This window comes from Achromobacter sp. RTa (genome assembly GCF_000757485.1).
GTDB lineage: Bacteria > Pseudomonadota > Gammaproteobacteria > Burkholderiales > Burkholderiaceae_B > Achromobacter.
Map to the genome: position 1 here is coordinate 55,430 of NZ_JPYO01000046.1, position 24,560 is coordinate 79,989.

The following is a 24,560-nucleotide window of genomic DNA, read 5'->3' on the forward strand; positions in this document are numbered from 1 at the left end:
CGCCAGCGGCGGAGGGCGCCGGCGATTGATCCAGCGCAAGCCAGAGCCAAAGACCGGGGTGACTAGTCACATCGGCATGGGGGTTCTGGTCGGCCGGCGAATGTTCGCCGGGGCGCCCTGTCCCTAGGCTAACGCCATGTGAGATGTCTTCGTGAGCAAAGCGAGAATAACCATGGCAGCAAGTCATTCCTCGGCCGGCGCGCCGATGCGGGTCCTGATATCCAGCACTTTCGCCTTCACCATCTGCTTCGCGGTGTGGATGATATTCGCCGTGCTGGGCATACCCATCAAGACGCAGCTGGGCCTGTCCGAAACCGAATTCGGCCTGTTGGCCGCCATGCCGGTGCTGACCGGCTCACTGGTGCGGGTGCCGCTGGGCATCTGGACGGACCGCTACGGCGGCCGTCCGGTGTTCTTCGTCCTGATGCTGCTCGCCGTCGTGCCCATCTGGCTGATGTCGTATGCGACGCAGTACTGGCAATTCCTGGTGCTGGCGCTGTTCGTGGGGCTGACGGGCGGCTCCTTCTCGGTCGGCACGCCCTACGTGGCGCGCTGGTTCCCGCGCAATAAGCAGGGTCTGGCCATGGGCGTGTTCGGCGCCGGCAATTCGGGCTCGGCCATCACCAAGTTCGTCGCTCCGGCGCTGATCGCGGCCGCGGGCGGCGCCTGGGTCATCGTGCCGCAGGTCTATGCCGTCGCGCTGCTGGTCACGGCGATCCTGTTCTGGCTGTTCTCGGCGTCGGATCCCTCGCACCGCGTGAAGAGCGGCGCCAGCCTGTCGGCGCAGCTGGCCATGCTCAAGGACCCGCGCGTCTGGCGCTATTGCCAGTACTACTCGGTGGTGTTCGGCGGCTATGTGGCGCTGGCGCTGTGGATGACCAAGTACTACATCGGCGAATACGGCTTCGACATGAAGCTGGCCGCGCTGCTGGCGGCGTGCTTCTCGCTGCCCGGCGGGGTGCTGCGCGCTCTGGGCGGTTGGATCTCGGACCGCTACGGCGCCTACAAGACGACCTGGTGGGTCATGTGGGTGTGCTGGGTGGCGTTCTTCATCCTCAGCTATCCGCAAACGCATTTCACCGTGTTGACGGCCGGCGGCCCGCGCAGCTTCGACATCGCCCTGGGGCCGGTCAGCTTCACCATCCTGCTGTTCATCGTGGGCATCGCGATGGCCATCGGTAAGGCGTCCGTCTTCAAGTTCATCTCGGACGAGTTCGGCGAAAACATCGGAGCCGTGTCCGGCATCGTCGGCCTGGCCGGCGGCCTGGGCGGATTCGTGCTGCCGATCATGTTCGGGCTGCTGCTGGACATCACGGGCATCCGCTCCAGCGCGTTCATGCTGCTGTACGGCACCGTCTGCGTCTCCCTGATTTTCATGCACTTCAGTTTCCGGCCGGAAAGCGCGGCCCTCGCCCGGCAGCACGCCGCCTGATCTCCCCTTATATCCTGAGAGAATCCTATGTCCACTCAAGTCCTTGCGCGCTGGGAACCGGATAATCCCGGCTTCTGGAAGCAGACCGGCGCGCGCGTCGCCAACCGCAATCTCTGGATCTCCATTCCGGCGCTGATGCTGGCGTTCAGCATCTGGATGCTGTGGAGCGTCGTGGTGGTCAACCTGGACCGCGCCGGCTTCATGCTGTCCAAGAACCAGATGTTCTGGCTGACGGCGCTGCCCGCGCTGTCGGGCGCCACGCTGCGCATCTTCTATTCCTTCCTGGTGCCCGTCTTCGGCGGGCGCAAGTGGACGGCCATCTCCACGGCGTCGCTGTTGATCCCGGCGCTGGGCATGGGCTTCGCGCTGCGCGATCCCACCACGACGTTCCCGACGCTGCTGATCCTGGCGCTGCTCTGCGGCCTGGGCGGCGGCAATTTCAGCTCCAGCATGGCCAACATCAGCTTCTTCTTCCCGAAGGAGAAGAAGGGCCTGGCTACGGGCCTGAACGCCGGCATCGGCAACCTGGGGGTGTCGCTGGTCCAGTTCGTGGTGCCCGTCGTGATTTCCGTCGGCATCTTCGGCGTGGCGGGCGGCGCGCCGCAGGTCGCGACCGTGAACGATGCGCAGCAGAACCTGTGGCTGCAGAACGCCGGCTTCATCTGGGTGATACCGATCGCGGTGGCCTCCATCGCCGCCTGGTTCGGCATGAACGACATCGCCGACGCGCGCGCGTCCTTCGCGGACCAGGCCGTCATCTTCAAGCGCAAGCACAACTGGCTGATGTGCTGGCTGTACGTGGGGACGTTCGGCTCCTTCATCGGCTTCTCGGCGGGCTTCGCCATGCTGACCAAGACGCTGTTCCCGCAGGTCGATCCCATGACCTATGCGTTCCTGGGGCCGCTGGTCGGCTCGCTGACGCGTCCCGTGGGCGGCTGGGTGTCGGACAAGCTGGGCGGCGCGCGGGTCACCCTGTTCACCTTCGCCGGCATGATCGCCGCCGTGCTGGGCGTGATGGCCTTCCTGCCCGTCGCCGGACGGGCGGGCGATTTCAACGGATTCCTGGCCATGTTCATCGTGCTGTTCGCGCTGACCGGCCTGGGCAATGGCTCCACGTTCCGCATGATCCCCGTGATCTTCCTGCGCGAACGCACGCAGGCGGCCAAGGGCAAGGACGCGGCCGCGCAGAAGCAGGCGCTGGCTGACGCCGCCAAGGAATCGGCGGCAGTGCTGGGTTTTTCGGGCGCGATCGGCGCGTATGGCGGCTTCTTCATCCCGCGCAGCTTCGGCACCTCGTTGGAGATGACGGGCAGCGTGCAGGCCGCGCTGTACTGCTTCATCGGCTTCTACGCCACCTGCCTCGTGATTACCTGGTGGTACTACGGGCGCCGCAACGCGCCGGTGCCGTGCTGAGACCAGGTACGGGCTAGGTGTCTGACACCCCTGAAACGCCCGCTCAGGCTGAAGACGGTCTCCCACGGGTGTCAGACACGGGGAATACCGGGATGTCGTGGGTGACTAGTCATTCTGCCGCGCCCGGCCTATGCCACCGGGGAATGGTCCTAGAAGTGGGCCGCGCCTAAAGTGGTTTCAACAGCATCGATCGCAGTACGCGCCGGCGGGGCCGGCGCTCTTGGAGAATAGAGAATGAGTCATTTTCTGGACCGCTTGAAGTTCATGTCGCGGGTGAAGTCCACCTTCGCGGACGGTCACGGCGAGACGGTCAACGAAGACCGCAAGTGGGAAAACGCCTACCGGGCGCGCTGGCAGCACGACAAGGTGGTGCGCTCGACCCACGGCGTGAACTGCACGGGCTCCTGCTCCTGGAAGGTGTATGTCAAGAACGGCCTGATCACCTGGGAAACCCAGCAGACCGACTATCCGCGCACGCGGCCGGACCTGCCCAACCACGAGCCCCGCGGCTGTCCGCGCGGCGCCTCTTACAGCTGGTATGTATATTCGGCGCAGCGCGTGAAGTACCCGATGATCCGCGGGCGCCTGATCGAGATGTGGCGCGAGGCCCGCAAGACGATGGACCCGATCGCCGCCTGGGAATGGATCAGCCAGGATCCGGCGCGCGCCAAGCGCTACAAATCGGTGCGCGGCCTGGGCGGCTTCGTGCGCGCCGACTGGGACACGGCGACCGAAATCATCGCCGCGGCCAATGCGTTCACGATCAAGAAATTCGGACCGGACCGCCTGATCGGCTTTTCGCCCATCCCGGCCATGTCCATGGTCAGCTATGCGGCCGGCGCGCGCTACCTGAGCCTGCTGGGCGGCGCCTGCCTGAGTTTCTACGACTGGTACTGCGACTTGCCCCCCGCAAGCCCGCAAGTCTGGGGCGAGCAGACCGACGTGCCGGAATCGGCCGACTGGTACAACTCGACGTACCTGATGGTATGGGGCTCCAACGTGCCCCAGACCCGCACCCCGGACGCGCACTTCTATACCGAAGTCCGCTACAAGGGCACCAAGACGGTGGCCGTGTCCAGCGACTTCGGCGAAATGGTGAAGTTCGGCGACATCTGGCTGGCGCCCAAGCAGGGCACCGATGCCGCGCTGGCGATGGCCATGGGCCACGTGATCCTGAAGGAATTCCACCTGTCGGGCGCTTCGGCCTACTTCCGCGACTACGTGCGCCGCTATACCGACATGCCGATGCTGGTGCAGCTGAAAGAGCGCGACGGCTTTTACGCGCCCGATCATTTCCTGCGCGCATCGCACCTGGACGGCGCGCTGGGCGAGCAGAACAATCCCGATTGGAAGACGCTGGTGCTGGACGCCAAGACCGGCGACCTGGTCGCGCCCAATGGCAGCATCGGCTTCCGCTGGGGCGAGGGGGCGGTCAATGGCGGCGAAAAGGTCGGCCGCTGGAATCTTGAATCGAAGGACGGCGGCAGTGGCCGCGAGATCGAGCCCGAGCTGACCCTGCTGGGCAGATCCGACTCCGTGGTGGGCGTCGGCTTCCCGTACTTCGGCAGCGAGCACGGCGAACTGCAAGTGCGCAACGTGCCGGCCCGCCGCATCCGCCTGGCCGACGGCTCCGAGGCCCTGGTAGCCACGGTGTATGACCTGCAGATGGCCAACTACGGCCTGGACCGCGGCCTGGGCGGCGGCAACGTCGCCAGTTCCTATGACGACGACGTTCCCTATACGCCCGCCTGGCAGGAAAAGCACACTGGCGTGCCGCGCGCGCAAGTCATCCAGGTGGCGCGCGAATTCGCGCAGAACGCCCACGACACCGAGGGCAAGTCCATGGTCATCGTCGGCGCCGGCCTGAACCACTGGTACCACATGGACATGATCTACCGCGGCATCATCAACATGCTGATGATGTGCGGCTGCGTGGGCAAGAGCGGCGGCGGCTGGGCCCACTACGTGGGCCAGGAAAAGCTGCGCCCGCAGTTCGGTTGGGCTCCGCTCGCCTTCGCGGCCGACTGGGTGCGCCCGCCGCGCCAGATGAACGGCACGTCCTTCTTCTATGCGCACACCAGCCAGTGGCGCCATGAAAAGCTGAATGTGCAGGAAGTGCTGGGCCCCACCGCCGACCGCGCCAAGTACGGCGACCTCAGCATGATCGACCTGAACGCCCGCGCCGAGCGCATGGGCTGGCTGCCGTCGGCGCCCCAATTGCGCGCCAACCCGCTGGACCTGGTCGCCGAGGCGGACGCCGCCGGCAAGGACCCGATCGCGCACGCCGTCGAAAAGCTGAAGTCGGGCGAGGTGCGCATGGCTTGCGAGAACCCGGACGATCCGGCCAACTTCCCGCGCAATATGTTCGTGTGGCGCTCCAATATCCTGGGTTCCAGCGGCAAGGGCCACGAGTACTTCCTGAAGTACCTGCTGGGCACGCAGAACGCGGTGTTCGGCGACGAGGCCCACGCGATCAAGCCGGCGGAAGTCACTTACGAGGACGCCGCCGCCGAAGGCAAGCTGGACCTGCTCACGGTGCTGGACTTCCGCATGAGCACGACCTGCCTCTACGGCGACATCGTGCTGCCCACCGCGACCTGGTACGAGAAGGACGACCTCAACACGTCGGACATGCACCCCTTCATCCACCCGCTGAGCGAGGCCGTGCAGCCGCTGTGGGAAAGCAAGACCGACTGGGAGATCTACAAGCTGCTGGCCAAGCGCTTCAGCGAGATCGGCGGCCCCTACCTGGGCAAGCGCCGCGACCTGGTGCTGACTCCCCTGATGCACGACACGCCGGGAGAACTGGGGCAGGCCTTCGAGCCGCGCGACTGGAAGCTGGGCGAATGCGACCTGGTTCCGGGCAAGACCGCTCCATCCATGACGGTGGTCGAGCGCGACTACAACGATATCTACCGCAAGTTCACCTCGGTGGGTCCCTTGCTGGACAAGCTGGGCAACGGCGGCAAGGGCATCAGCTGGAACACCGAGCATGAAGTGCATGAACTTGCCGGCATCAACGACAGCGTGACGGACGCCGGCGTGAGCCAGGGCCGTCCGCGCCTGGACACCGCGATCGACGCGGCCGAGATGATCCTGACCTTCGCGCCGGAGACCAACGGCCACGTGTCCGTCAAAGCCTGGGAAGCGCTGGGCAAGATCACGGGCCGGGACCATACCCACCTGGCGGTGGGCCGCGAGCACGACAAGATCCGCTTCCGCGACATCCAGGCGCAGCCGCGCAAGATCATCTCCGCGCCGACCTGGTCAGGCCTGGAAAGCGAAGAGGTCAGCTACAACGCCGGCTACACCAACGTGCACGAGCTGATTCCATGGCGCACGCTGACCGGCCGCCAGCAGTTCTACCAGGACCACCGCTGGATGCTGGACTTCGGCGAAGGCTTCTGCGTGTACAAGCCGGCCATCGACACCAAGACGGTTGCGCCCATGCTGGGCCGCTACCCGAACGGCGAAAGGGAACTGGTCCTGAACTGGCTGACGCCGCACCAGAAGTGGGGCATCCACAGCACGTACTCGGACAACCTGCGCATGCTGACACTGAGCCGCGGCGGTCCTCATGTGTGGATTTCTGAAGCCGAGGCCAAGCAGGCCGGGCTGGTCGACAACGACTGGGTCGAGGTGTTCAACGTGAACGGCACGCTCACCGCCCGCGTGGTGGTCAGCCAGCGCGTTCCGGTGGGCATGTGCCTGATGTACCACGCGCAGGAAAAGATCGTGAACGTGCCTGGCGCCGAAACCAGCGGCAAGCGCGGCGGTATCCATAACTCGGTCACGCGCACGGTGCTCAAGCCCACGCACATGATCGGCGGCTACGCCCAGCAGGCCTACGGCTTCAACTATTACGGCACGGTGGGCGCCAACCGCGACGAGTTCGTGGTGCTGCGCAAGATGAAGAAGGTGGACTGGCTCGAAGGTCCGCTCGTCGAAGCAACGCAACAAGAAGAGAAGCAATCATGAGGATACGCGCCCAAATCGGCATGGTGCTGAACCTGGACAAGTGCATCGGCTGCCACACTTGCTCGGTCACCTGCAAGAACGTCTGGACCAGCCGCGACGGCGTCGAGTACGCCTGGTTCAACAACGTCGAGACCAAGCCCGGCATCGGCTATCCGAAGGAATGGGAAAACCAGGAGAAGTGGAAGGGCGGCTGGAAACGCACCGCCGCCGGCAAGCTGGAACCGCGCCAGGGCGGCAAGCTGCGCATCCTGGCCAACCTGTTCGCCAACCCGAACCTGCCGCAGATCGACGACTACTACGAGCCGTTCACCTTCGACTACGAGCACCTCAAGAACGCGCCGCTGTCGCAGACCCCGCCGACGGCGCGGCCCGTGTCCGTGCTGACGGGCAAGAAGATGGACAAGATCCACTGGGGCCCTAACTGGGAAGACGACCTGGGCGGCGAATTCAGCGCGCGCAGCCGCGACGCGCTGTTCGAGGGCGTGCAGAAGGAGATGTACTCGACTTTCGAGAACACTTTCATGATGTACCTGCCGCGCCTGTGCGAGCACTGCCTGAACCCGGCCTGTGTCGCCAGCTGCCCGTCGGGTTCCATCTACAAGCGCGAGGACGACGGCATCGTGCTGGTCGACCAGGACAAGTGCCGCGGCTGGCGCATGTGCATCTCCGGCTGCCCGTACAAGAAGATCTATTACAACTGGAACAGCGGCAAGGCCGAGAAGTGCACTTTCTGCTATCCGCGCATCGAGGCCGGCCAGCCGACCGTGTGCTCGGAAACCTGCGTGGGCCGCATCCGCTATCTGGGGGTGATGCTGTATGACGCCGACCAGATCGAGGCCGCGGCGTCCACCGCCAATGAACAGGACCTGTACCAATCGCAGCTGGACCTCTTCCTGGATCCGCATTCGCCCGAGGTGATCGCGGCGGCCCGGGAGCAGGGCATCCCGGAATCCTGGCTCGAAGCCGCGCGCAAGTCGCCCGTCTACAAGATGGCGGTGCAATGGCGCGTCGCCTTCCCGCTGCATCCCGAATACCGTACCTTGCCGATGGTCTGGTACATCCCTCCGCTGTCGCCCATCCAGTCGGCCGCCGAATCGGGCCAGATGCCGCAGCGCACCGTCGGCAAGAGCGCCATGATCCCGGACGTTTCCAGCCTGCGCATCCCCGTGCGCTACTTGGCAAACCTGCTGACGGCGGGCAAGGAGGCCCCGGTGGTGCAGGCGCTGGAGCGGATGCTGGCCATGCGCGCCTACAAGCGTTCGGAATCGGTGCACGGCGAGCGCGACACGGCCTTGCTGGACCAGGTCGGGCTGTCGGAGGCCACGGTGCAGGACATGTACAAGATCATGGCCATCGCCGACTACGAAGACCGCTTCGTGGTTCCCAGCAGCCACAAGGAAGTGGTCGAGGACAGCTTCAACGAGAAGGGCAGCTGCGGCTTCACCTTCGGCAACGGCTGCTCGGGCGGCGTGTCGGAAGGCACCCTGTTCGGAAGCAAGCCCAAGGGCAGCGAGATCTTCATCGAGATGCCGAAATCCCGCAAGAAGGCCGCTTCGGTCTAGGAAAGGAGAAAACCATGAATCCGTACCGCCTGCTTTCCGCCTTGCTGTGCTACCCCGAGGCCGAGCTCCTGGACGCGCTGGGCGAGGTGGAAACCGCGCTGGGCGCCTACCCGGATGCCGAGGAGGCCCTGCAGCCCATGATGGAATACCTGGCCACCCACGACCTGATCTCGCTGCAGGAAAACTACGTGGCCACGTTCGACCGCAACCGCTCGCATTCGCTGCACCTGTTCGAGCACGTGCATGGCGAAAGCCGCGACCGCGGCCAGGCCATGGTGGATCTGCTGGACACCTACCGCCAGCACGGCTTCGAGCCGGTCGTGTCGGAGCTGCCCGACCACGTGCCGCTGTTCCTGGAGTTCCTGGGAGTCATCGAACCCGGCCAGGCCCAGGAGCTGCTGGACGACGCCATCCACGTGCTGGCGGCCATCGGCGCGCGCCTGGCCAGGAACGATAGCCCCTATGCCTGCATTTTCGCGGTGCTGCGCGCGCAGTCCCGGGTGGTTCCGCGCGAACAGACCGAGGCGCCCGTGCGCGACATGGACGAGGCGATGGAGACGTTCGGCGCCGGTCCGGACGGCGTGGAACCGCTGCTGCGGCCATTCGCGGGCGACGGCGCGCAAACCGTGCGCTTTTATCCCCGCGCGGCCCATTAATCTTCAGGACGACGCAACATGAACTCCCTGAATCAGTTCTTCTTCGGCATCTATCCCTATATCGCGCTGACGATATTCCTGCTGGGCAGCCTGGTGCGCTTCGAGCGCGAGCAATACACCTGGAAGTCGGACAGCTCGCAACTGCTGCACCGCGGCCAGCTGCGGCTGGGCAACATCCTGTTCCACGTGGGCATCCTGGGCCTCTTTTTCGGCCACCTGGCCGGGCTGCTGACGCCGGTGGTGGTCTGGGACACGCTGGGCGTGTCGCATACGCTGAAGCAGACCGTGGCCATGGTGGCGGGCGGCGTCATGGGCGGGCTGTGCCTGATCGGCCTGCTGATCCTGATCCACCGCCGCCTGAGCGACCCGCGCATCCGCGCCACCACGCGGCCGGGCGACAAGCTCCTGCTGTTGTGGATCCTGGTGACGCTGCTGCTGGGGCTGTCCACCATCGCGCTGTCGGCCGGCCACATGGATGGCGAAATGATGGTGCGCCTGATGACCTGGGCGCAGCACATCGTCACGTTCCAGGGCGACGCCGCCAGCTACGTCGCAGACGTGCCGCCGCTCTTCAAGGCGCACCTGTTCATGGGCCTGACGCTGTTCGTGATCTTCCCGTTCACCCGCCTGGTCCACGTCTGGAGCGGATTCGCCTCGGTCGGCTACCTGGGCCGGGCCTGGCAATTGGTCCGTCCGCGTTGAACCCTGCCTCTAGGAGCCGAACATGCCTGTCACCGTCAATGGCGTCGAACTGAGCGACGCGGACCTGGAACGCGAACTGCCGCTGCATGAGCAGGCCGGCAATCCCATGCGCGCAGCAGTCACGGCCCTGGTGCTGCGCCGCGTGCTGCTGGACGAAGCCAGCCGGCAGGGGATGGACGCCACGGACGAGGAGGGCGCCATCGGTGGCCTGCTGGCCCGCGAGGCGACCGCCCCGGAAGCCGATGAGGCGGCCTGCCGCCGTTTCTACCAGATGCACCCCGAGCGCTTCATGGTGGGCGAGCTGGTGGAGGCCGACCACATCCTCTTTCAGGTCACCCCCAGCGTGAACCTGGATATGTTGCGGGCGCATGCCAACGTCGTGCTGGCCGAGCTGCTGGAAGACCCGTCGCGCTTTGTCGAGGTGGCGCGCGAGCAGTCCAACTGCCCGTCGGCCGCCGTGGGCGGCAGCCTGGGCCAGCTGGGCCGGGGCGACACGGTCCCGGAATTCGAAAAGGCCGTGTTCGCGCTGCCCGCCGGCGGGCTGCTGCCGCAACTGCTGCAGACCCGCCATGGCCTGCATATCGTGCGGGTGACGCGCCGCATCGAAGGGCGCTTGCTGCCCTATGAGCACGTGGCCGGCCAGATCGCCTCCGCGCTGACCGCCATGAGCCGCGATATCGCCTGGCGGCAATACGTCAAGCTGCTCGTCGGCCGCGCGCGGATCCAGGGCATCGACCTGGAGGACGGCGAGCCCGAGCGCGTCTTCAGCGGAAGCGCCGCATGATGGAAGCGCCGGCTGCTGGACCACTGAAAGACGGCTACGGGCGCCGCATCGACTATCTGCGCGTCTCCGTCACCGACCGCTGCGACCTGCGTTGCAGCTACTGCCTGCCCAAGGATTTCAGGGGCTTCGAGACGCCCGCAAATTGGCTTAGCCACGAGGAGACGGCCCGGCTCGTGGGCCTGTTCGTGGCGCTGGGCGTCAGCAAGGTCCGGCTTACCGGAGGCGAGCCGCTGCTGCGCCGAGGCGTCGCCGGGCTGGCGGGCGCCATCGCCGCCATGCCGGGGCTGAAAGATCTGTCCGTTTCCACCAACGGCACGCAGCTGGCCCGCCACGCGCAGGACCTGCGCGCCGCGGGCGTGGACCGGTTGAACGTCAGCCTGGATACGCTCGACGCGGCCGCCTTCGGCAAGATCACCGGCCGCGATTGTCTGGAATCGGTGCTGGCCGGCCTGGCCGCGGCCAGGCGCGCGGGCTTCGCGCCCATCAAGCTCAACAGCGTCGTCCACGCGGCCACGCCGCAGGCTGAGGTGCGAAGGCTGCTGGACTACGCGCTGGCGCAGGGCTTCGTGCTGCGCCTGATCGAGCCCATGCCGATGGGCGATTGCGGCAGGAATTTCTCCCATGTCGATCTGAACGAAGTGGGCGCGCTCCTGGCGGCCCAGGCCGGCCTGGTGCCCGCGGTGGCGGGTTCGGGCGCCGGGCCCGCCCGCTACTGGACGACGGGCCGCGGAACGCCGGTGCTGGGCGTGATCACGCCCATGTCCCGTCATTTCTGCGCCAGCTGCAACCGGGTAAGGCTGGGCGTGGACGGCACGTTGTACCTGTGCCTGGGGCAGGAAGACCGGGTGCCGCTGGGCGCGCTGTTGCGCGGCGGCGCCAGCGATGCGGTGCTGACCCGCGCCATTCTGGCGGGCATCGCCGCCAAGCCGGAACGCCACGACTTCGCCGCCCGCCCGGAACGCATCGTGCGCTTCATGGCGCAGACGGGAGGCTGACATGCGCGACATCGAACGCCTCGTCGACGGCTTCCAGCGCTTCCAGCAGCAATACTACGAGGATGCGCCGTCCCTTTACCGCAGCCTGCGCGAGGGCCAGCACCCCAGCACCCTGTTGATCGGTTGCTGCGATTCCCGCGTGGACCCGGCCATGCTGCTGGGCTGCGACCCCGGCGACATCTTCACCGTGCGCAATGTGGCCAACCTGGTGCCGCCGTCCAACACGGACCGGGGCCTGCAGGGGGTACTGGCCGCGATACAGTTCGCGGTGGAACAATTGCAGGTCAGCCGGATCATCGTGCTGGGCCATGCGCATTGCGGCGGCATCCGCAAGCTGATGGACCGCGGCCTGGGGTTTTCCGCGAACAGCGGCGAGACCGACTACCTGGAGCGCTGGATGGATATCGCCGAGCCCGCCCGCCAGCGGGTGCTGCAGCAGATGCCCGACGCGTCGACGGCGGAGCGCCGCCGCGCCTGCGAGCAGGCGTCCATCCTGATTTCGCTGCGCAACCTGGAAGACCTGCCTTTCGTCAGGCGCGCGGTCCGGACGGGACGCCTGACCCTGCATGGCTGGTACTTCGACCTGGTCGCGGGCGCTTTGCTGGCATACTCGGCGCGGGCGGACGCGTTCCTTCCCATCGTATGCCCATTGTTCACGGAGCTTGCATGACCCCAGTCTTCGGTATCGCCGGCCGTTCCGGCAGCGGCAAGACAACCCTGATCGAGGCGATGCTGCCCCTGCTGGCCGAGCGCGGCCTGCGCGTCAACGTCATCAAGCACAGCCATCACGATTTCCAGATGGAGCCGCCCGGCAAGGACAGCGCGCGCTTCCGCCTGGCGGGCGCGCAGGAGGTGATGGTGTCGTCGCCGTTCCGCTACGCCATCGTCCACGAATTGCGGGAGGCGCCGGAGCCCTCGCTGGATGAGCAGCGTGCCCGCCTGTCGCCCGCCGACCTGGTGCTGGTGGAAGGATTCAAGCAGGCGGCGATCCCGCGCATCGAGGTATACCGGCCCGCCGCGGGCAAGCCGCCCCTGCATGCGGAAGACTGCAATCTGCTGGCGGTGGCCACCGACGCGCCGCTCGATATCGGGCTGCCTTGCCTGCCCCTGAACGAGCCAGCGAGGATCGTGGAGTTCATTTGCCGCACCCTGGCCTTGGGCTGAACGCCGCGGGGGGACGGAGCAGGGGTGAGGGGAAAGACTACACTGGTACCCGATCCGCCCTGCGGGCGCCGCCATTCCCCAACGCCATGAAGTCCACCGATCCCACCGCCGAGCCCGACGGCCTTCCTTCGCCGCGCCACCGCCTGTCCACGCGCATCGTCGCCAGCTCGCTGGTCGCGCTGGTGGTGGTGCTGGCCATGGTCGGCTGGACCTTGTGGCTGTCCTGGCAGCTGGAAGGCGCGGGCGCGGCCATCAACGACACCGGCAGCCTGCGCATGCGCGCCAACCGGGTCGCGGTGGAACTCATGCGGCCGCAGGCCGGCCGCGAGTTCCGCACCCGCGAGCAGATCGACGTCATGGACGACACGATCGCCCGTCTGGCGCGCGGCAATCCCGCCCGGCCGCTCTTCATCCCCAATGATGAGGCCATACAGGTCCAGTGGCGCGACGTCGCCGGATACTGGAACGAACGGATGAAACCGGCGGCCATCCAGGCCATTGCGCAACCGGACGCCGCAACCTATCTGGAGACGCTGCCGGAGTTCGTCAGCCGGGCCGACAGGCTGGTCCGCATGATCGAGCAGGACAACGCGGGCAAGACCACGTCGCTGCGCCTGTCCCAGGGCGTGCTGGCGGCCATCGCCAGCGCGGGCACGCTGGCGATGATCTACCTGCTGTACCTATGGATCATTTCCCCGGTGCTGCGCCTGCGCGACGGCCTGCAGCGCATGGCGGCGCGCGAGTTCAGCACGCGCCTGCCGGTGGAAAGCCAGGACGAATTCGGCGTGCTGGCGCGGGGCTACAACCGCATGGCGGACGAGCTGCAGGACCTGTACGCCAGCCTGGAGCAGCGGGTGGAGGAAAAGACCGCGCAGCTCGCCGCGCAGAACCGCGATATCGGCGCGCTCTACGACATGGCGGCCTTTCTCAACCTGCCCAACGAAATCGAAGCCCTGTGCGATGGTTTCCTGCGGCGCGTGATGCTGCAATTCGACGCCGAGGGCGGCAGCATCCGGGCGCTGGACCCGAACAACGAAAAACTGAACCTGATGGTGTCGGTGGGCCTGTCCGACGAGCTGGTGGAGTCCGAGCACTGCATGAAGGTGGAGGATTGCTATTGCGGCGCCGCCACGCGGCAGGACAGCGTCATCGTCATCCAGGATTTCCGCCGGTCGCCGCCCGCCAAGGACCTGAACTGCCAGCGCGAAGGCTTTGCCAGCGTGGCGGTGTTCCGCATCGTCACGCGGGACGAGGTGCTGGGCTCGTATTCGCTGCATTTCCGCCACCAGCGGCGCCTGACGCCGGCGGAGTCCCAACTGCTCGAAACGCTGGGACGGCACCTGGGCGTGGCGCTGGACAACCGGCGCCTGGGCGCCCAGGCGCGCCAGCTGGCCGTGGTGCAGGAGCGCGGGCTGGTGGCCCAGGGGCTGCACGACAGCCTGGCCCAGGCCCTCAATTTCCTCAACCTGCAATTGCAGATGCTGGACGCCGCGGTCAAGCGCGGCGACACCGAGGAAATCGAGGAAATCCTGCCCCTGTTGCGCACGGGCGTCGATGAAAGCTACCAGGATGTCCGGGAGCTGCTGACCAATTTCCGCACCAAGCTGTCGCAAGGAGATCTGCAGGCCGCCATCGAGGACACCGTGGACCGTTTCCGCCGCCAGACCGGCATCGAAACCGAGCTGCGTTTCGGCCCGGGGCAGGGGGCGCCGCTGCCTCCCGAGCAGCAGCTGCAAGTGCTGTTCATCCTGCAGGAGGCCCTGTCCAACGTGCGCAAGCACTCCGAGGCGGATCGGGTCGAGGTCACGGTCGACAATGGCCGGGACTTCAGCCTGTCGATCGCCGACAACGGCCAGGGATACGACCCCGCGGAGGTGGCCGAGCGCGGCGAATCCCACGTGGGGCTGCACATCATGCGCGAGCGGGCCGCGCGCATGCGCGCCATGATAAAACTCGAATCGCAGCCTGGCGCCGGCACGCGCGTCTCGCTGGCCCTGCCCGGCAGCGAACGCCAGGCCGCCTGACTACTTCCACATCATGCCCATCCGTATTCTTCTCGTCGACGACCACACCCTGTTCCGCTCCGGCGTGCGGCTCCTGCTGCAACGCCAGCCCGATTTCGAGGTCGTTGCGGAAGCCGGAGACGGCGTCGAGGGCTTGAAACGCGCGAAAGAGCTCAAGCCCGACGTGGTCCTGCTGGATCTGAACCTGCCCGGGCTGTCCGGGCTTGAAACGCTGCAGCTGCTGACGCAGGACCTGCCTTCCTGCGCCGTCATCATCCTGACGGTATCCGAGGAGGCCGACGAACTCGGCCAGGCGCTGCGCGACGGCGCGAGGGGCTATCTGGTCAAGAACATCGACGCGGAGGCGCTCACTGCCGCCATCCGCCGCGCGGCCGGCGGAGAGCCGGTGATCGCGGACAGCATGACCGCCAAGCTTGTGGAGCAGTTCCGCGGCCAGGCCAGCCAGTCCGGGCTGGCCGCGCAGGCGCAGGGGGCGGGCGACCGCAACCGCCTGACCGCCCGCGAGAGGCAGATCGTGCAATGGCTGGCGCGCGGCGCCAGCAACAAGGTCATCGCCCGCGAACTCGACGTGAGCGAAAGCACGGTCAAGATCCACGTGCAGAACGTGCTGAAGAAGCTCAACCTGACCAGCCGCGTGCAGGTCGCGGTGTATGCGGTGGAGCACGGGATATACACGGAAGAGTGACGGGAGGGCGTGTCTGACACATCCGGCCTAGATGGTGTCTGACACCCGTACGAGACGCTCCGCCGTGCTGAAGCAGGCCTACGGCCTCGATCGTGTCTGACACCCGTACGAGACGCCCTGCCGTGCTGAAGCAGGCCTACGGCCTCGATTGTGTCTGACACCCGTACGAGACGCCCTGCCGTGCTGAAGCAGACGTTCCCCGGGTGTCAGACACTGCGGGTCCGCCCCTCCCCGGTCATCTCGTACGGGTGTCAGACACAGCGGGTGTCGGACACTGCGGCGATGTTGATCTTCGACAAGGCCATCGCATCCCCCGGCCCCTAGACTGGCCGTCATGCAAACTCGAACCTCTCCCATGGAACTCGTGGCTCCCGCCGGCAGCCTGGCTGCGCTGAAGGCGGCGGTGGAGGCGGGCGCCGACACGGTCTACCTCGGCCTCAAGAACGCCACCAATGCCCGCAATTTCGCCGGGCTCAATTTCACCGAAGCCGATATCCGCGCCGGCGTGGAGCTGGCGCACAGCCGCAAGCGCCAGGTGCTGTTCGCCATCAACACCTTCGTGCAGGCGGGCAGGGCGCAGGAGTGGCGCGCCGCGGTGGACGCCGCCCAGGGCCTGGGAGCCGACGCGGTCATCATGGCGGATCCTGGCCTGATGGCCTACGCCAGCGACCGCTATCCCGACCTGCGCCTGCATCTGTCGGTGCAGGGCTCGGCCACCCACGCCGACGCCATCGAGCTGATGAAGGAGCAGTTCGGCATCCGTCGGGTGGTGCTGCCGCGAGTACTGACCCTGGCCGAGATCGCGCGCATCTGCGCCAACGTCAGTGTCGAAGTCGAGGTATTCGGCTTCGGCAGCCTGTGCGTCATGGCCGAGGGGCGCTGCCTGCTATCGTCCTACGCCACCGGAGATTCGCCCAACAACAAGGGTGTCTGTTCTCCCGCTCACGCCGTGCGCTGGTCGGAAGAGAACGGCCGCATGGACGCGCGCCTGAACGGCATCCTGATCGACCGCTACGAACCGGGCGAAGCTGCCGCCTATCCCACTTTGTGCAAGGGTCGCTTCGACGTGGACGGGCAAGCCGACCACGCGCTGGAGGAACCGACCAGCCTGAACGCGATCGGCCTGTTGCCGCGCCTTGCGGAGATGGGCGTGTCCGCCATCAAGATCGAGGGACGGCAGCGCAGCCCCGCCTATGTCACCCAGGTGGTGTCGACCCTGCGCGCGGCCTTGGACAGCGCGCATGCGGACGCCTCCCGCTTTTCTCCCCGCCCCGAATGGAACGCCATGCTGGCGCGCCACTCCGAGGGTTCCCAAGTCACGCAAGGCGCATTCGAACGTCCATGGAAATGAAGCCCAACGCATACCGGATTTCTGTCGGCCCTTTGCTGTACTACTGGCCGCGCCGCGATACCCTGGATTTCTATGCGGAGCTGGCCGACAGCCCCGCCGACATCCTGTACGTGGGCGAGACCGTCTGCAGCCGCCGACACGAATTGCGCGCCGAGGATTGGCTGGCGCTTGCGCGCGACCTGCGCGCCGCCGGCAAGACGGTGGTGTTGTCCGGCCGCACGCTGATCGAGACCGGCGCCGAGGCCAGCGCCTTGAAGAAGCTGTGCGAACAGCAGGATTTCATGGTCGAGGCCGGGGAAGTGGGCGCCATGCGGCATCTGGCCGGGCGTCCCTTCGTAGCCGGCCCGCACATGAACGCCTACCACGGCGGCACCCTGGAATGGCTGGCCCGGCGCGGCGCGGCCCGCTTCGTGGTTCCGCTGGAAATGGACGGCAAGACGCTGGCGCGCCTGCTGCAGGAACGCCCGGCGGGCCTGGAGGCGGAGGTCATGGTGTGGGGCCGCATGGCGCTGGCGTTTTCCGCGCGCTGCTTCACCGCGCGGCACTTTCGCCTGAAGAAGGACGAGTGCGGATTCCGCTGTATCGAACATCCGGACGGATTGGACATGCGCACTCGCGAATCGCGGGATTTCCTGGCGATCAACGGCATCCAGGTGCAGTCGGCCGCCTGTCTGGACTTGCTGTCCCGGGCGCCCGAACTGGCGTCGCTGGGCGTGGAGGTGCTGCGCGTCAGCCCGCAATCGTCGGGCACGCTGGAGGCGGTCGCCGCGCTGGATGCGGTCCGACGGAACCTTCCGGCAGCGGCCGTCGAGCCGCCCGCGGGCATCGGCCGCTGCAATGGCTACTACTACGGCAAGTCCGGCATCGAGATGCTGGAGGTGATGGCATGAGCGGCGCCTTGCAGGTGCCGGCGCTGTTCGCCAAGGTCGGCCGGCGCATTCCGTCGCCGCTGGTGTCGATGCACTGCGTGGCCGCGCTGGAACTGGCGCGCCGCTTCAAATGGCTGTTGCCGCCGCAGGAGCTGGACGGCCGCAGTTTCGCCATCACCGTCGAAGACCTAGGGCTGCGCAGTTGCTTCGCCGTGCGTGACGGCGCCTTCCGGCCCGTGTGGAACGGCGCGCCGTCAGACCTGGAACTGGGCGCAAAGCTGGCTGACCTGTTGAGCCTGATGCGCGCCGAGACCGATGCGGACACCTTGTTCTTCCAGCGCCGCCTGCGGATCTCGGGGGACACGGAGCTGGGCTTGATCGTGAAGAATTGGCTGGATGCCGCGCCGCGGCCGGCGTGGCTGCAGCGCAGCGGCGCCGCGAGCGTTTGAATACGCCGAGATACGGGTTTCCACTCATTAGTCAAAGTAATTCCGCAGATAAGAAATAAGAATTTTTCTTATGGTTGGGCGAAGGCTATAAAAGCTGGCTGATAGACCTCAACCTGCCTTAAGAGAGATAAACATGAGGGGAAATACCGCGACAGGGCACCAGCCGGTGCGCGCGTCGACCGCCGCGTTCGTCGGCACCATGATCGAGTGGTACGACTTTTACATCTACGCCACCGCCGCCGCGCTGGTGTTCGGCAAGCTGTTCTTTCCATCGGCGACGGGTTTCTACGGGACCCTGGCCGCGCTTGGCACCTTCGCCGTCGGCTTCTTCGCCCGCCCGCTGGGCGGCGTGATCTTCGGCCACATCGGCGACAAGATCGGGCGCAAGAAATCGCTGGTGATCACGCTGGTGATGATGGGCACGGTGACGGTGCTGATCGGCCTGCTGCCCACCTACGCGTCCATCGGCGTTTGGGCGCCGGTGCTGCTGATCCTGCTGCGCATCGTGCAGGGGATCGCGGTCGGCGGCGAGTGGGGCGGAGCGGTCCTGATGGCCGGCGAGCATTCGCCGGACCGGGCCAAGCGCACCTTCTTCGCGTCGTTCGCGCAGCTCGGCAGTCCCGCCGGCCTGATCCTGTCGATGCTGATGTTCAAACTGGTGACGTCCCTGGACGACGAGGCCTTCCTGGGCTGGGGGTGGCGCGTTCCCTTCCTGTTCTCGGCCGTACTGCTGGTCGTGGGCTTCGCGATCCGCCTGAGCGTGAACGAATCGCCCGACTTCCTGGCGGAAAAGCAGGCGCAGGCCCAGCGCGCCCGGCCCGCGCAGGCGCCGCTCGCGCAGGTGCTGCGCGGCGCGCCGCGGCTGCTGGCGCTGGCGGTCGGCGCCAATGTGCTGGGCATCGCCGGCTTTTACTTCACCAATACCTTCATGATCGCCTACACCACGCAGTACGCGGGCTTGAGCCGCGCGGTGATCCTGGACTGCCTGCTGGTCGTGTCCATCATGCAGTTCTTCATTACGCCGCTCGCCGCCTACATCGCAAGCCGCGTAGGCAATCTGCGCTTTCTTGGGGCGACGGCGCTGGCGTCGATCTTCACGCCCTACGTCATGTTCAACCTGGTGGACCTGGGCTCGCTCACCAGCATCACGCTGGGGGTGGGCGTGGCGGTGCTGTTCATGGGCGCCTACTACGCCGTGATCGCGGGCTATGTCAGCGACAGCTTTCCGACGGGCATCCGCTACACGGGCATCTCCCTGGCCTACCAGCTGTCGGGCGCCATTTTCGGCGGGCTGACGCCTTTGCTCGGCACGGTGCTGGCCGAGAACTTCAAAGGCCAGTGGTGGCCGCTGGCCGTGCTGTTTTCGGCGATATCGCTGCTTTCCCTGGTTTCCGTGCTGCTGTTGGGCAATGCCGGCCAGCGCACCGAGCATTTTCAATTGAAGGATCACCAAGCATGAAGGCATTTTTCCACGACGACCAGAAGCTCCATCATCCGCAGACCTATTTTTCCCGCGGCAAGATGCGCACGCCGCAGGAAGTGCCGGCGCGCCTGGACGGCCTGGTGCGCGCCGCCCGCAAGCTGGGCTTCGATGTCCAGGCGCCGGCCGATCATGGCGCGGCGGCGCTGTCGGCCGTGCACACGCTGGACTATCTGCGTTTCCTGCAAGGCGCCCACGACGACTGGATGAAGCTGCCCGGCGATTGGGGCGGCGAGGTCGTGTCAAACGTCTTCGTCAGGGAACCCAACGCCTTGCGCGGCGTGCTGGCCAAGGCGGGACGCTATCTGGCCGACGGCAGCTGCCCGGTGGGGCCGCAGACCTGGCATTCCGCCTATTGGTCTGCGCAGTGCGCCGTGGCGGGCGCGGAATGCCTGTTGGCCGGCGAACGCCAGGCCTATGCGATCTGCCGCCCGCCGGGCCATCACGCCCGGCGCGACGCCGCGGGAGGCTTCTGCTATCTGAACAACGCGGCGATCGCCGCGCAACGCCTGCGGTCCCGGTTCGCGCGCGTGGCCATCCTGGATACGGACATGCACCATGGGCAGGGCATCCAGGAAATCTTCTACGAGCGCAACGACGTGCTGTATGTGTCGATCCACGGGGATCCGGAAAATTTCTACCCGGTGGTGGCGGGTTTCGAAGACGAGCGCGGCGCGGGCGAGGGCTATGGGTACAACATCAACCTGCCCATGCCGCACGGTTCGCCGGAAGCCGTGTTCTTCGACCGCCTGGCTCAGGCGCGCCGCGCGATCGAGCTGTTCCAGCCCGACGCGCTGGTCCTGTCCCTGGGCTTCGATATCTTCGAAAAGGATCCGCAGGCCATGGTCGGCGTCACCGAGGATGGCTTCGAGCGCCTGGGCCGCGAAGTGGGCGGCATGCGCTTGCCGACCTTGATCGTGCAGGAAGGCGGCTACTATATCGAGGGTCTGGAATCCAACGCATCGCGCTTTTTCGCGGGGCTGGCCGGCGCCTGAGCGCGCGGCGGCGGCGCGGCCGGCGCGGGGTCCGACCCGCCGCTCCCTTCGACTCCGCCGCCATGCCATGCCACTGCCCGCCGCCCGCAAACCGTCACCTCTGTCATTGGCTCCCGAGCGCATGGACTGGAACCTGTTGCGCACGTTCATGTTCGTGGTGCAGGAGCGCGGGGTTGGAAGGGCGGCGCAGGCGCTGCACCTCAGCCAGCCCGCAGTCAGCCAGGCGCTGAAGCGGCTGGAGGATGCGGTGGGCGGCATGCTGCTGCACCGGCGCAATGGCGAATTCCGCCTGACGGGGCTGGGCGACGAGATCTACGCCATCGCCCGCGATATGTACGGCACGATGGCGCGCATCGAGAACGCCGCCACGCAGGACCGGGCCGAAATCGCTGGCGCCTTGCGCTTGCTGGTGATGAGCAAGGTGCAAAGTCCGGCATACGACGATTTCCTGGCGCAGTTCCACCGGCGCTATCCCAGGATCGAATTCCATGTCGACGTGCTGCCCAGCGCCGCCATCCTGGACGCGCTGGCCAAACGCGTGCCGGCGCTGGGCATATGCCTGTGCCGCAAGCCCGTCGAGGCGCTGGAGCGCCGGCTGTTCCTGCGCCACCGCTACGCGGTCGTCTGCGGACGGCATCATCCGCTGTTTTCCAGGCAGCGGGTCTGCCTGGAAGACCTGATGGACCAGAATTTCGTCTGTTTCGCCAGCGACCAGATCGGCGACACCCTGTCGCCGCTGACCATCTTTCGCGATCAGCAGGGCTTTACCGGCCGCATCGTGGGCACGTCGCCCAATATCGAGGAAATCCGGCGCATGGTGGTGGCCGGCATCGGGCTGAGCTTCTTGCCCGAACACCTGATCCGCCAGGACGTGATGAGCGGCGAGCTGCGGCGCCTGCCCCCCGCGGAATCGGTGGCCGAAATCGATGTGTTCCTGGCATGGCACAAGCAGCGCAAGCTGAGCGCCGTGGAGCTTGCGTACCTAGCCGCCTTCGAACGCTTCCTGAACCGCACGCAGCTGGAATCGCGGGCGGGATGAATGCGCGCGCCTGGCAGTCCCCAGGCAAGATGAGGACGTCCCCGGGCAGGCTGGAGGCTATGCGGCCTTATGCACGCAGCCCTGGGCGGCCGGGATTGTGGGGTATGGTTACGTGCGTCTGTCCGCCGGTGCTCATGGCAACGGCGCGGCATCGGCTGTATCCTGCGCGCTGCGAGCGCGTTCGCCGTCCAAGAACCATTCATAACGCATTTCCCTGGAGAGACACATGAGCGACCCGAAAAAGCCCTGGCGGCTTGAAACCATTGCCGTGCATGGCGGCTATCGTCCCGATCCGACCACGCGAGCCGTGGCCGTGCCCATCTACCAGACGGTGGCCTACGCGTTCGACGACACGCAGCATGGCGCCGACCTGTTCGATCTCAAGGTTCCGGGCAATATCTACACCCGCATCATGAATCCGACGACGGACGTGCTGGAGCAGCGCGTCGCGGCGCTGGAGGGCGGCGTCGCCGCGCTGGCGCTGGCCTCCGGCCAATCGGCGGTGACCTACGCGATCATGACGATCGCCGAAGCCGGCGACAACATCGTTTCCTCCAGCACGCTGTACGGCGGCACGTACAACCTGTTCGCGCACACGCTGCCGCAATACGGCATCTCCACCCGCTTCGCCAACCCCGCCGACCTGGCCTCGTTCGAGGCGCAGATCGACGAGCGCACCAAGGCCATCTTCGCGGAATCCGTCGGCAATCCGCTGGGCAACATCACCGACATCGCGGCCCTGGCCGACCTGGCGCATCGCCATGGCCTGCCGCTGATCGTGGACAACACCGTGCCGTCGCCGTACCTGCTGCGCCCCATCGAGCACGGCGCCGACATCGTGGTGCAATCGCTCACCAAATACCTGGGCGGCCACGGCACCAGCCTGGGCGGCGCCATCATCGATTCGGGCAAGTTTCCCTGGGCCGAGCACAAGGCCCGCTTCAAGCGCCTGAACGAGCCCGACATCAGCTACCACGGCGTGGTCTACACCGAGGCCTTCGGCGCGGCCGCCTATATCGGCCGGGCCCGCGTGGTGCCGCTGCGCAATACCGGCGCGGCCATCTCGCCCTTCAATGCCTTCCAGATCCTGCAAGGCATCGAGACGCTGGCGCTGCGCGTGGACCGCATCGTGGAAAACGCCGTGAAGGTGGCCAACTACCTGCGCGAGCATCCGAAGGTCGAATGGGTCAACTACGCGGGCCTGCCCGACCATCCGGACCATGCGCTGGCGCAGAAGTACCTGGGCGGCAAGGCGCCCGGCCTGTTCACGTTCGGCGTCAAGGGTGGCCGCGAGGCCGGCGCGCGCTTCCAGGACGCGCTGCAGCTTTTCACGCGCCTGGTCAATATCGGCGATGCCAAGTCGCTGGCCACGCACCCCGCATCCACCACCCACCGCCAGCTCAATCCGGAAGAACTGCAGAAGGCGGGCGTGCGGGAGGAAACGGTGCGCCTGTCCATCGGCATCGAGCACATCGATGACCTGCTGGCCGACCTGGACCAGGCGTTGGCCCAGGCGTGACGGCAGCGGGCCGCGCGATCGCGGCCCGTGCTGCGCGCGGCCTATTTGAGCCGGCTTCTGTTGCCGCCTGGGCAGATCAGCTCGCGCAGCCTGCGCTGCACGGGGTCGTGAGCGATGGGCGCGTCGCGGATGCCCGCCGTGGGGAGGGACTCCACTAGCTTGCCGGTAGCGTTCTCGCCAGCGTAATGCAGCGTCTGGTCCACGGTATAGGTGTCGGCTTCGCAGTTCAGGCTGACCGGCTGGGTCACCGAGCGATACGACTGCCCGTTGGTTTCGGAGATGCGCGTCTGGGCATAGAACCAGGCGACCGTCACGGCCATCACGGCCGGACGTTCGGATACGGGCTTGATCGAAGCGCTGTCATAGAACACGCCCGGCATGGCCTGCGGGTCCAGCGGCACCCACTCCGGGCCGCCGAACAGCATGCCGGCCGGCCCCGGGTCCCGAGGCACCACGTTCACCGCGCAGGCGTCGGCCGGCACGGGGTCTCCTTCGCGCACCGTGATGGTTACGCAAGCGCCGGGCTGGGCTGCCGGCGCGGCGCAGGCGCACGCGGCGGCCAGCGCGGCCAGTGCGAATCGGGATCTTGCGTGCCTTGCGGTCATGGGGATGTTCCGTTCGGTAAGCATCGGGCCATTGCCCGGCGCGCTCCCAGGAAGCCATGGGATGCCCTTGATCATACCGGCGGGGAGGGCGCTTGGGCGCGTCCTTTCGGCCCTAGGCTGTCAATACGTATTCCGGATAGCGCTTACAGATCTCGGCCACTTGGCTGAGTGTGCCCGACAGGTGCTCGCGCAGCACTTGCTGGGCGCGTTGCGGGTCCTGGGCGACGATGGCGTCCAGCAGGCGCTGGTGATCGTCCAGGATGCGCTCGGCCTTGCCGGCCTCCGGCAGGTGCAGGCGCCGCAGGCGGTCGAGGTGGCCGCTGTAGCGCTGTTCCAGTTCCCACAGCCTGCCCACGCCGGCGGCTTCGTGCATGTCGCGGTGGAACGCCTGGTCGGCGTCGATGAATTGCTGGTATTGGCCGCTGGCGTGGCTGGCGCGCTGCAGTTCTATGCTGGCCTGCAAGCGTTGGAACAGCGCCGGATCGGGCCGCTGCGCCAGCGTCTGCACGATCTCGAGTTCGAGGGACCTTCTCAGGAAATGCGCCTCCCGGGCGGCGGCGATATCGATCCGGCTGACCACGGTCGTGTGCTGGGGATAGATCTCGACCAGCGCTTCCTCGGCCAGCCGCATCAGGGCGTCGCGGATCGGAGTCTGGCTAAGGCCATAGGTGTCCGCCAGCGTCACGCGCGACAGTGGCGCCCCGGGGGCGAGTTCCAGGGATACGATCTGTTCGCGCAGGTGTTCGAAGACCTGCGGCGCCGCGTGGCGCGAGCGGTCCAGTCGGAGCTTGGGGCTAGGCATCGGGTAGCGCGAAGGGCAGGGCCACGGAAATGGAGATGCCCGAGTGTAGCGGGTTT

The 24,560-nt window shown here is 66.7% G+C and carries 21 protein-coding genes; 19 read left to right on the top strand and 2 right to left on the bottom strand.

What is annotated here, in order from left to right; genetic code table 11:
- The first annotated feature begins 172 nt into the window (after nt 1-172).
- The 19 genes from JL37_RS27395 to JL37_RS27485 all read left to right on the top strand — a co-directional run bounded on the left by JL37_RS27395 (nt 173) and on the right by JL37_RS27485 (nt 23,097).
- Nucleotides 173-1,432 carry a nitrate/nitrite transporter gene (locus JL37_RS27395; protein ID WP_043548344.1) on the top strand — a complete coding sequence of 420 codons (1,260 nt, stop codon included), beginning with the start codon at nt 173-175 and terminating at the stop codon, nt 1,430-1,432.
- Between the two features lie 27 nt (nt 1,433-1,459).
- Nucleotides 1,460-2,845 carry a NarK family nitrate/nitrite MFS transporter gene (locus tag JL37_RS27400; protein WP_043548346.1) on the top strand — a complete coding sequence of 462 codons (1,386 nt, stop codon included), beginning with the start codon at nt 1,460-1,462 and terminating at the stop codon, nt 2,843-2,845.
- 234 nt (nt 2,846-3,079) lie between these two features.
- Nucleotides 3,080-6,823 carry a nitrate reductase subunit alpha gene (locus JL37_RS27405; RefSeq protein ID WP_043548348.1) on the top strand — a complete coding sequence of 1,248 codons (3,744 nt, stop codon included), beginning with the start codon at nt 3,080-3,082 and terminating at the stop codon, nt 6,821-6,823.
- Nucleotides 6,820-8,385 (top strand): nitrate reductase subunit beta, encoded by a 1,566-nt coding sequence (narH, locus tag JL37_RS27410; RefSeq protein ID WP_043548350.1) that lies wholly within the window; start codon nt 6,820-6,822, stop codon nt 8,383-8,385. The genes JL37_RS27405 and narH overlap by 4 nt, the downstream gene beginning before the upstream one ends.
- 14 nt (nt 8,386-8,399) lie before the next feature.
- On the top strand, nt 8,400-9,041 hold the full coding sequence (gene narJ, locus JL37_RS27415) for a nitrate reductase molybdenum cofactor assembly chaperone (protein ID WP_043548351.1): 642 nt from the start codon (nt 8,400-8,402) through the stop codon (nt 9,039-9,041).
- Nucleotides 9,042-9,059: 18 nt separating this feature from the next.
- Nucleotides 9,060-9,743, top strand: a complete 684-nt coding sequence (narI, locus tag JL37_RS27420) for a respiratory nitrate reductase subunit gamma (protein ID WP_043548352.1) — start codon at nt 9,060-9,062, stop codon at nt 9,741-9,743.
- Nucleotides 9,744-9,765: 22 nt separating this feature from the next.
- Complete coding sequence (locus JL37_RS27425) at nt 9,766-10,527, top strand: peptidylprolyl isomerase (RefSeq protein ID WP_043548353.1); 762 nt, start codon at nt 9,766-9,768, stop codon at nt 10,525-10,527.
- Nucleotides 10,524-11,522: a GTP 3',8-cyclase MoaA gene (gene moaA / locus JL37_RS27430; protein WP_043548354.1), complete on the top strand. Its 999-nt coding sequence runs from the start codon at nt 10,524-10,526 to the stop codon at nt 11,520-11,522. The genes JL37_RS27425 and moaA overlap by 4 nt, the downstream gene beginning before the upstream one ends.
- A 1-nt stretch (nt 11,523) precedes the next feature.
- The gene (locus JL37_RS27435; protein WP_043548355.1) at nt 11,524-12,192 is read left to right on the top strand and encodes a carbonic anhydrase; all 669 of its coding nucleotides are present in this window, start codon (nt 11,524-11,526) and stop codon (nt 12,190-12,192) included.
- The gene (gene mobB, locus JL37_RS27440; protein ID WP_081955232.1) at nt 12,189-12,686 is read left to right on the top strand and encodes a molybdopterin-guanine dinucleotide biosynthesis protein B; all 498 of its coding nucleotides are present in this window, start codon (nt 12,189-12,191) and stop codon (nt 12,684-12,686) included. Before JL37_RS27435 ends, mobB begins: the two co-directional genes overlap by 4 nt.
- Nucleotides 12,687-12,772: 86 nt before the next feature.
- On the top strand, nt 12,773-14,710 hold the full coding sequence (locus tag JL37_RS27445) for a type IV pili methyl-accepting chemotaxis transducer N-terminal domain-containing protein (RefSeq protein ID WP_043548358.1): 1,938 nt from the start codon (nt 12,773-12,775) through the stop codon (nt 14,708-14,710).
- Nucleotides 14,711-14,723: 13 nt separating this feature from the next.
- Entirely contained in the window at nt 14,724-15,395 is a 672-nt protein-coding gene (locus tag JL37_RS27450; protein WP_043548359.1) for a response regulator transcription factor, read from the top strand.
- 334 nt (nt 15,396-15,729) lie between these two features.
- The gene (locus JL37_RS27455; protein ID WP_043548360.1) at nt 15,730-16,746 is read left to right on the top strand and encodes a peptidase U32 family protein; all 1,017 of its coding nucleotides are present in this window, start codon (nt 15,730-15,732) and stop codon (nt 16,744-16,746) included.
- On the top strand, nt 16,737-17,636 hold the full coding sequence (locus tag JL37_RS27460) for a U32 family peptidase (protein WP_369798636.1): 900 nt from the start codon (nt 16,737-16,739) through the stop codon (nt 17,634-17,636). The genes JL37_RS27455 and JL37_RS27460 overlap by 10 nt, the downstream gene beginning before the upstream one ends.
- Nucleotides 17,633-18,064 carry an SCP2 domain-containing protein gene (locus tag JL37_RS27465; RefSeq protein WP_043548361.1) on the top strand — a complete coding sequence of 144 codons (432 nt, stop codon included), beginning with the start codon at nt 17,633-17,635 and terminating at the stop codon, nt 18,062-18,064. Before JL37_RS27460 ends, JL37_RS27465 begins: the two co-directional genes overlap by 4 nt.
- A 133-nt stretch (nt 18,065-18,197) precedes the next feature.
- Nucleotides 18,198-19,523, top strand: a complete 1,326-nt coding sequence (locus tag JL37_RS27470) for an MFS transporter (RefSeq protein ID WP_043548362.1) — start codon at nt 18,198-18,200, stop codon at nt 19,521-19,523.
- Complete coding sequence (locus tag JL37_RS27475; RefSeq protein ID WP_043548363.1) at nt 19,520-20,539, top strand: histone deacetylase family protein; 1,020 nt, start codon at nt 19,520-19,522, stop codon at nt 20,537-20,539. The genes JL37_RS27470 and JL37_RS27475 overlap by 4 nt, the downstream gene beginning before the upstream one ends.
- Before the next feature lie 67 nt (nt 20,540-20,606).
- Entirely contained in the window at nt 20,607-21,578 is a 972-nt protein-coding gene (locus JL37_RS27480; protein WP_043548364.1) for a LysR family transcriptional regulator, read from the top strand.
- 226 nt (nt 21,579-21,804) lie between these two features.
- A complete protein-coding gene (locus JL37_RS27485; protein WP_043548366.1) occupies nt 21,805-23,097 on the top strand; it encodes an O-acetylhomoserine aminocarboxypropyltransferase/cysteine synthase family protein in 1,293 nt (430 codons plus the stop codon).
- A gap of 41 nt (nt 23,098-23,138) precedes the next feature.
- Here the strand turns inward: JL37_RS27485 and JL37_RS27490 are convergent, their stop codons facing one another.
- The gene (locus tag JL37_RS27490; protein ID WP_043548367.1) at nt 23,139-23,702 is read right to left on the bottom strand and encodes a surface-adhesin E family protein; all 564 of its coding nucleotides are present in this window, start codon (nt 23,700-23,702) and stop codon (nt 23,139-23,141) included.
- 112 nt (nt 23,703-23,814) lie between these two features.
- Nucleotides 23,815-24,504, bottom strand: coding sequence for a GntR family transcriptional regulator (locus JL37_RS27495; RefSeq protein WP_043548368.1), 690 nt, complete (start codon nt 24,502-24,504; stop codon nt 23,815-23,817).
- Nucleotides 24,505-24,560 lie beyond the last annotated feature (56 nt).

Excerpts from the sequence above, each read along its gene's own strand:
- JL37_RS27490 (WP_043548367.1), bottom strand. The coding sequence starts at position 23,702 with ATGACCGCAAGGCACGCAAGATCCCGATTCGCACTGGCCGCGCTGGCC.
- moaA (WP_043548354.1), top strand. The coding sequence starts at position 10,524 with ATGATGGAAGCGCCGGCTGCTGGACCACTGAAAGACGGCTACGGGCGC.
- narJ (WP_043548351.1), top strand. The coding sequence starts at position 8,400 with ATGAATCCGTACCGCCTGCTTTCCGCCTTGCTGTGCTACCCCGAGGCC.
- JL37_RS27470 (WP_043548362.1), top strand. The coding sequence starts at position 18,198 with ATGAGGGGAAATACCGCGACAGGGCACCAGCCGGTGCGCGCGTCGACC.
- JL37_RS27495 (WP_043548368.1), bottom strand. The coding sequence starts at position 24,504 with ATGCCTAGCCCCAAGCTCCGACTGGACCGCTCGCGCCACGCGGCGCCG.
- JL37_RS27475 (WP_043548363.1), top strand. The coding sequence starts at position 19,520 with ATGAAGGCATTTTTCCACGACGACCAGAAGCTCCATCATCCGCAGACC.
- JL37_RS27400 (WP_043548346.1), top strand. The coding sequence starts at position 1,460 with ATGTCCACTCAAGTCCTTGCGCGCTGGGAACCGGATAATCCCGGCTTC.
- JL37_RS27445 (WP_043548358.1), top strand. The coding sequence starts at position 12,773 with ATGAAGTCCACCGATCCCACCGCCGAGCCCGACGGCCTTCCTTCGCCG.
- JL37_RS27395 (WP_043548344.1), top strand. The coding sequence starts at position 173 with ATGGCAGCAAGTCATTCCTCGGCCGGCGCGCCGATGCGGGTCCTGATA.
- JL37_RS27465 (WP_043548361.1), top strand. The coding sequence starts at position 17,633 with ATGAGCGGCGCCTTGCAGGTGCCGGCGCTGTTCGCCAAGGTCGGCCGG.
- JL37_RS27460 (WP_369798636.1), top strand. The coding sequence starts at position 16,737 with ATGGAAATGAAGCCCAACGCATACCGGATTTCTGTCGGCCCTTTGCTG.
- narH (WP_043548350.1), top strand. The coding sequence starts at position 6,820 with ATGAGGATACGCGCCCAAATCGGCATGGTGCTGAACCTGGACAAGTGC.
- JL37_RS27405 (WP_043548348.1), top strand. The coding sequence starts at position 3,080 with ATGAGTCATTTTCTGGACCGCTTGAAGTTCATGTCGCGGGTGAAGTCC.
- JL37_RS27455 (WP_043548360.1), top strand. The coding sequence starts at position 15,730 with ATGCAAACTCGAACCTCTCCCATGGAACTCGTGGCTCCCGCCGGCAGC.
- JL37_RS27485 (WP_043548366.1), top strand. The coding sequence starts at position 21,805 with ATGAGCGACCCGAAAAAGCCCTGGCGGCTTGAAACCATTGCCGTGCAT.
- JL37_RS27435 (WP_043548355.1), top strand. The coding sequence starts at position 11,524 with ATGCGCGACATCGAACGCCTCGTCGACGGCTTCCAGCGCTTCCAGCAG.
- JL37_RS27480 (WP_043548364.1), top strand. The coding sequence starts at position 20,607 with ATGCCACTGCCCGCCGCCCGCAAACCGTCACCTCTGTCATTGGCTCCC.
- JL37_RS27425 (WP_043548353.1), top strand. The coding sequence starts at position 9,766 with ATGCCTGTCACCGTCAATGGCGTCGAACTGAGCGACGCGGACCTGGAA.
- JL37_RS27450 (WP_043548359.1), top strand. The coding sequence starts at position 14,724 with ATGCCCATCCGTATTCTTCTCGTCGACGACCACACCCTGTTCCGCTCC.
- narI (WP_043548352.1), top strand. The coding sequence starts at position 9,060 with ATGAACTCCCTGAATCAGTTCTTCTTCGGCATCTATCCCTATATCGCG.
- mobB (WP_081955232.1), top strand. The coding sequence starts at position 12,189 with ATGACCCCAGTCTTCGGTATCGCCGGCCGTTCCGGCAGCGGCAAGACA.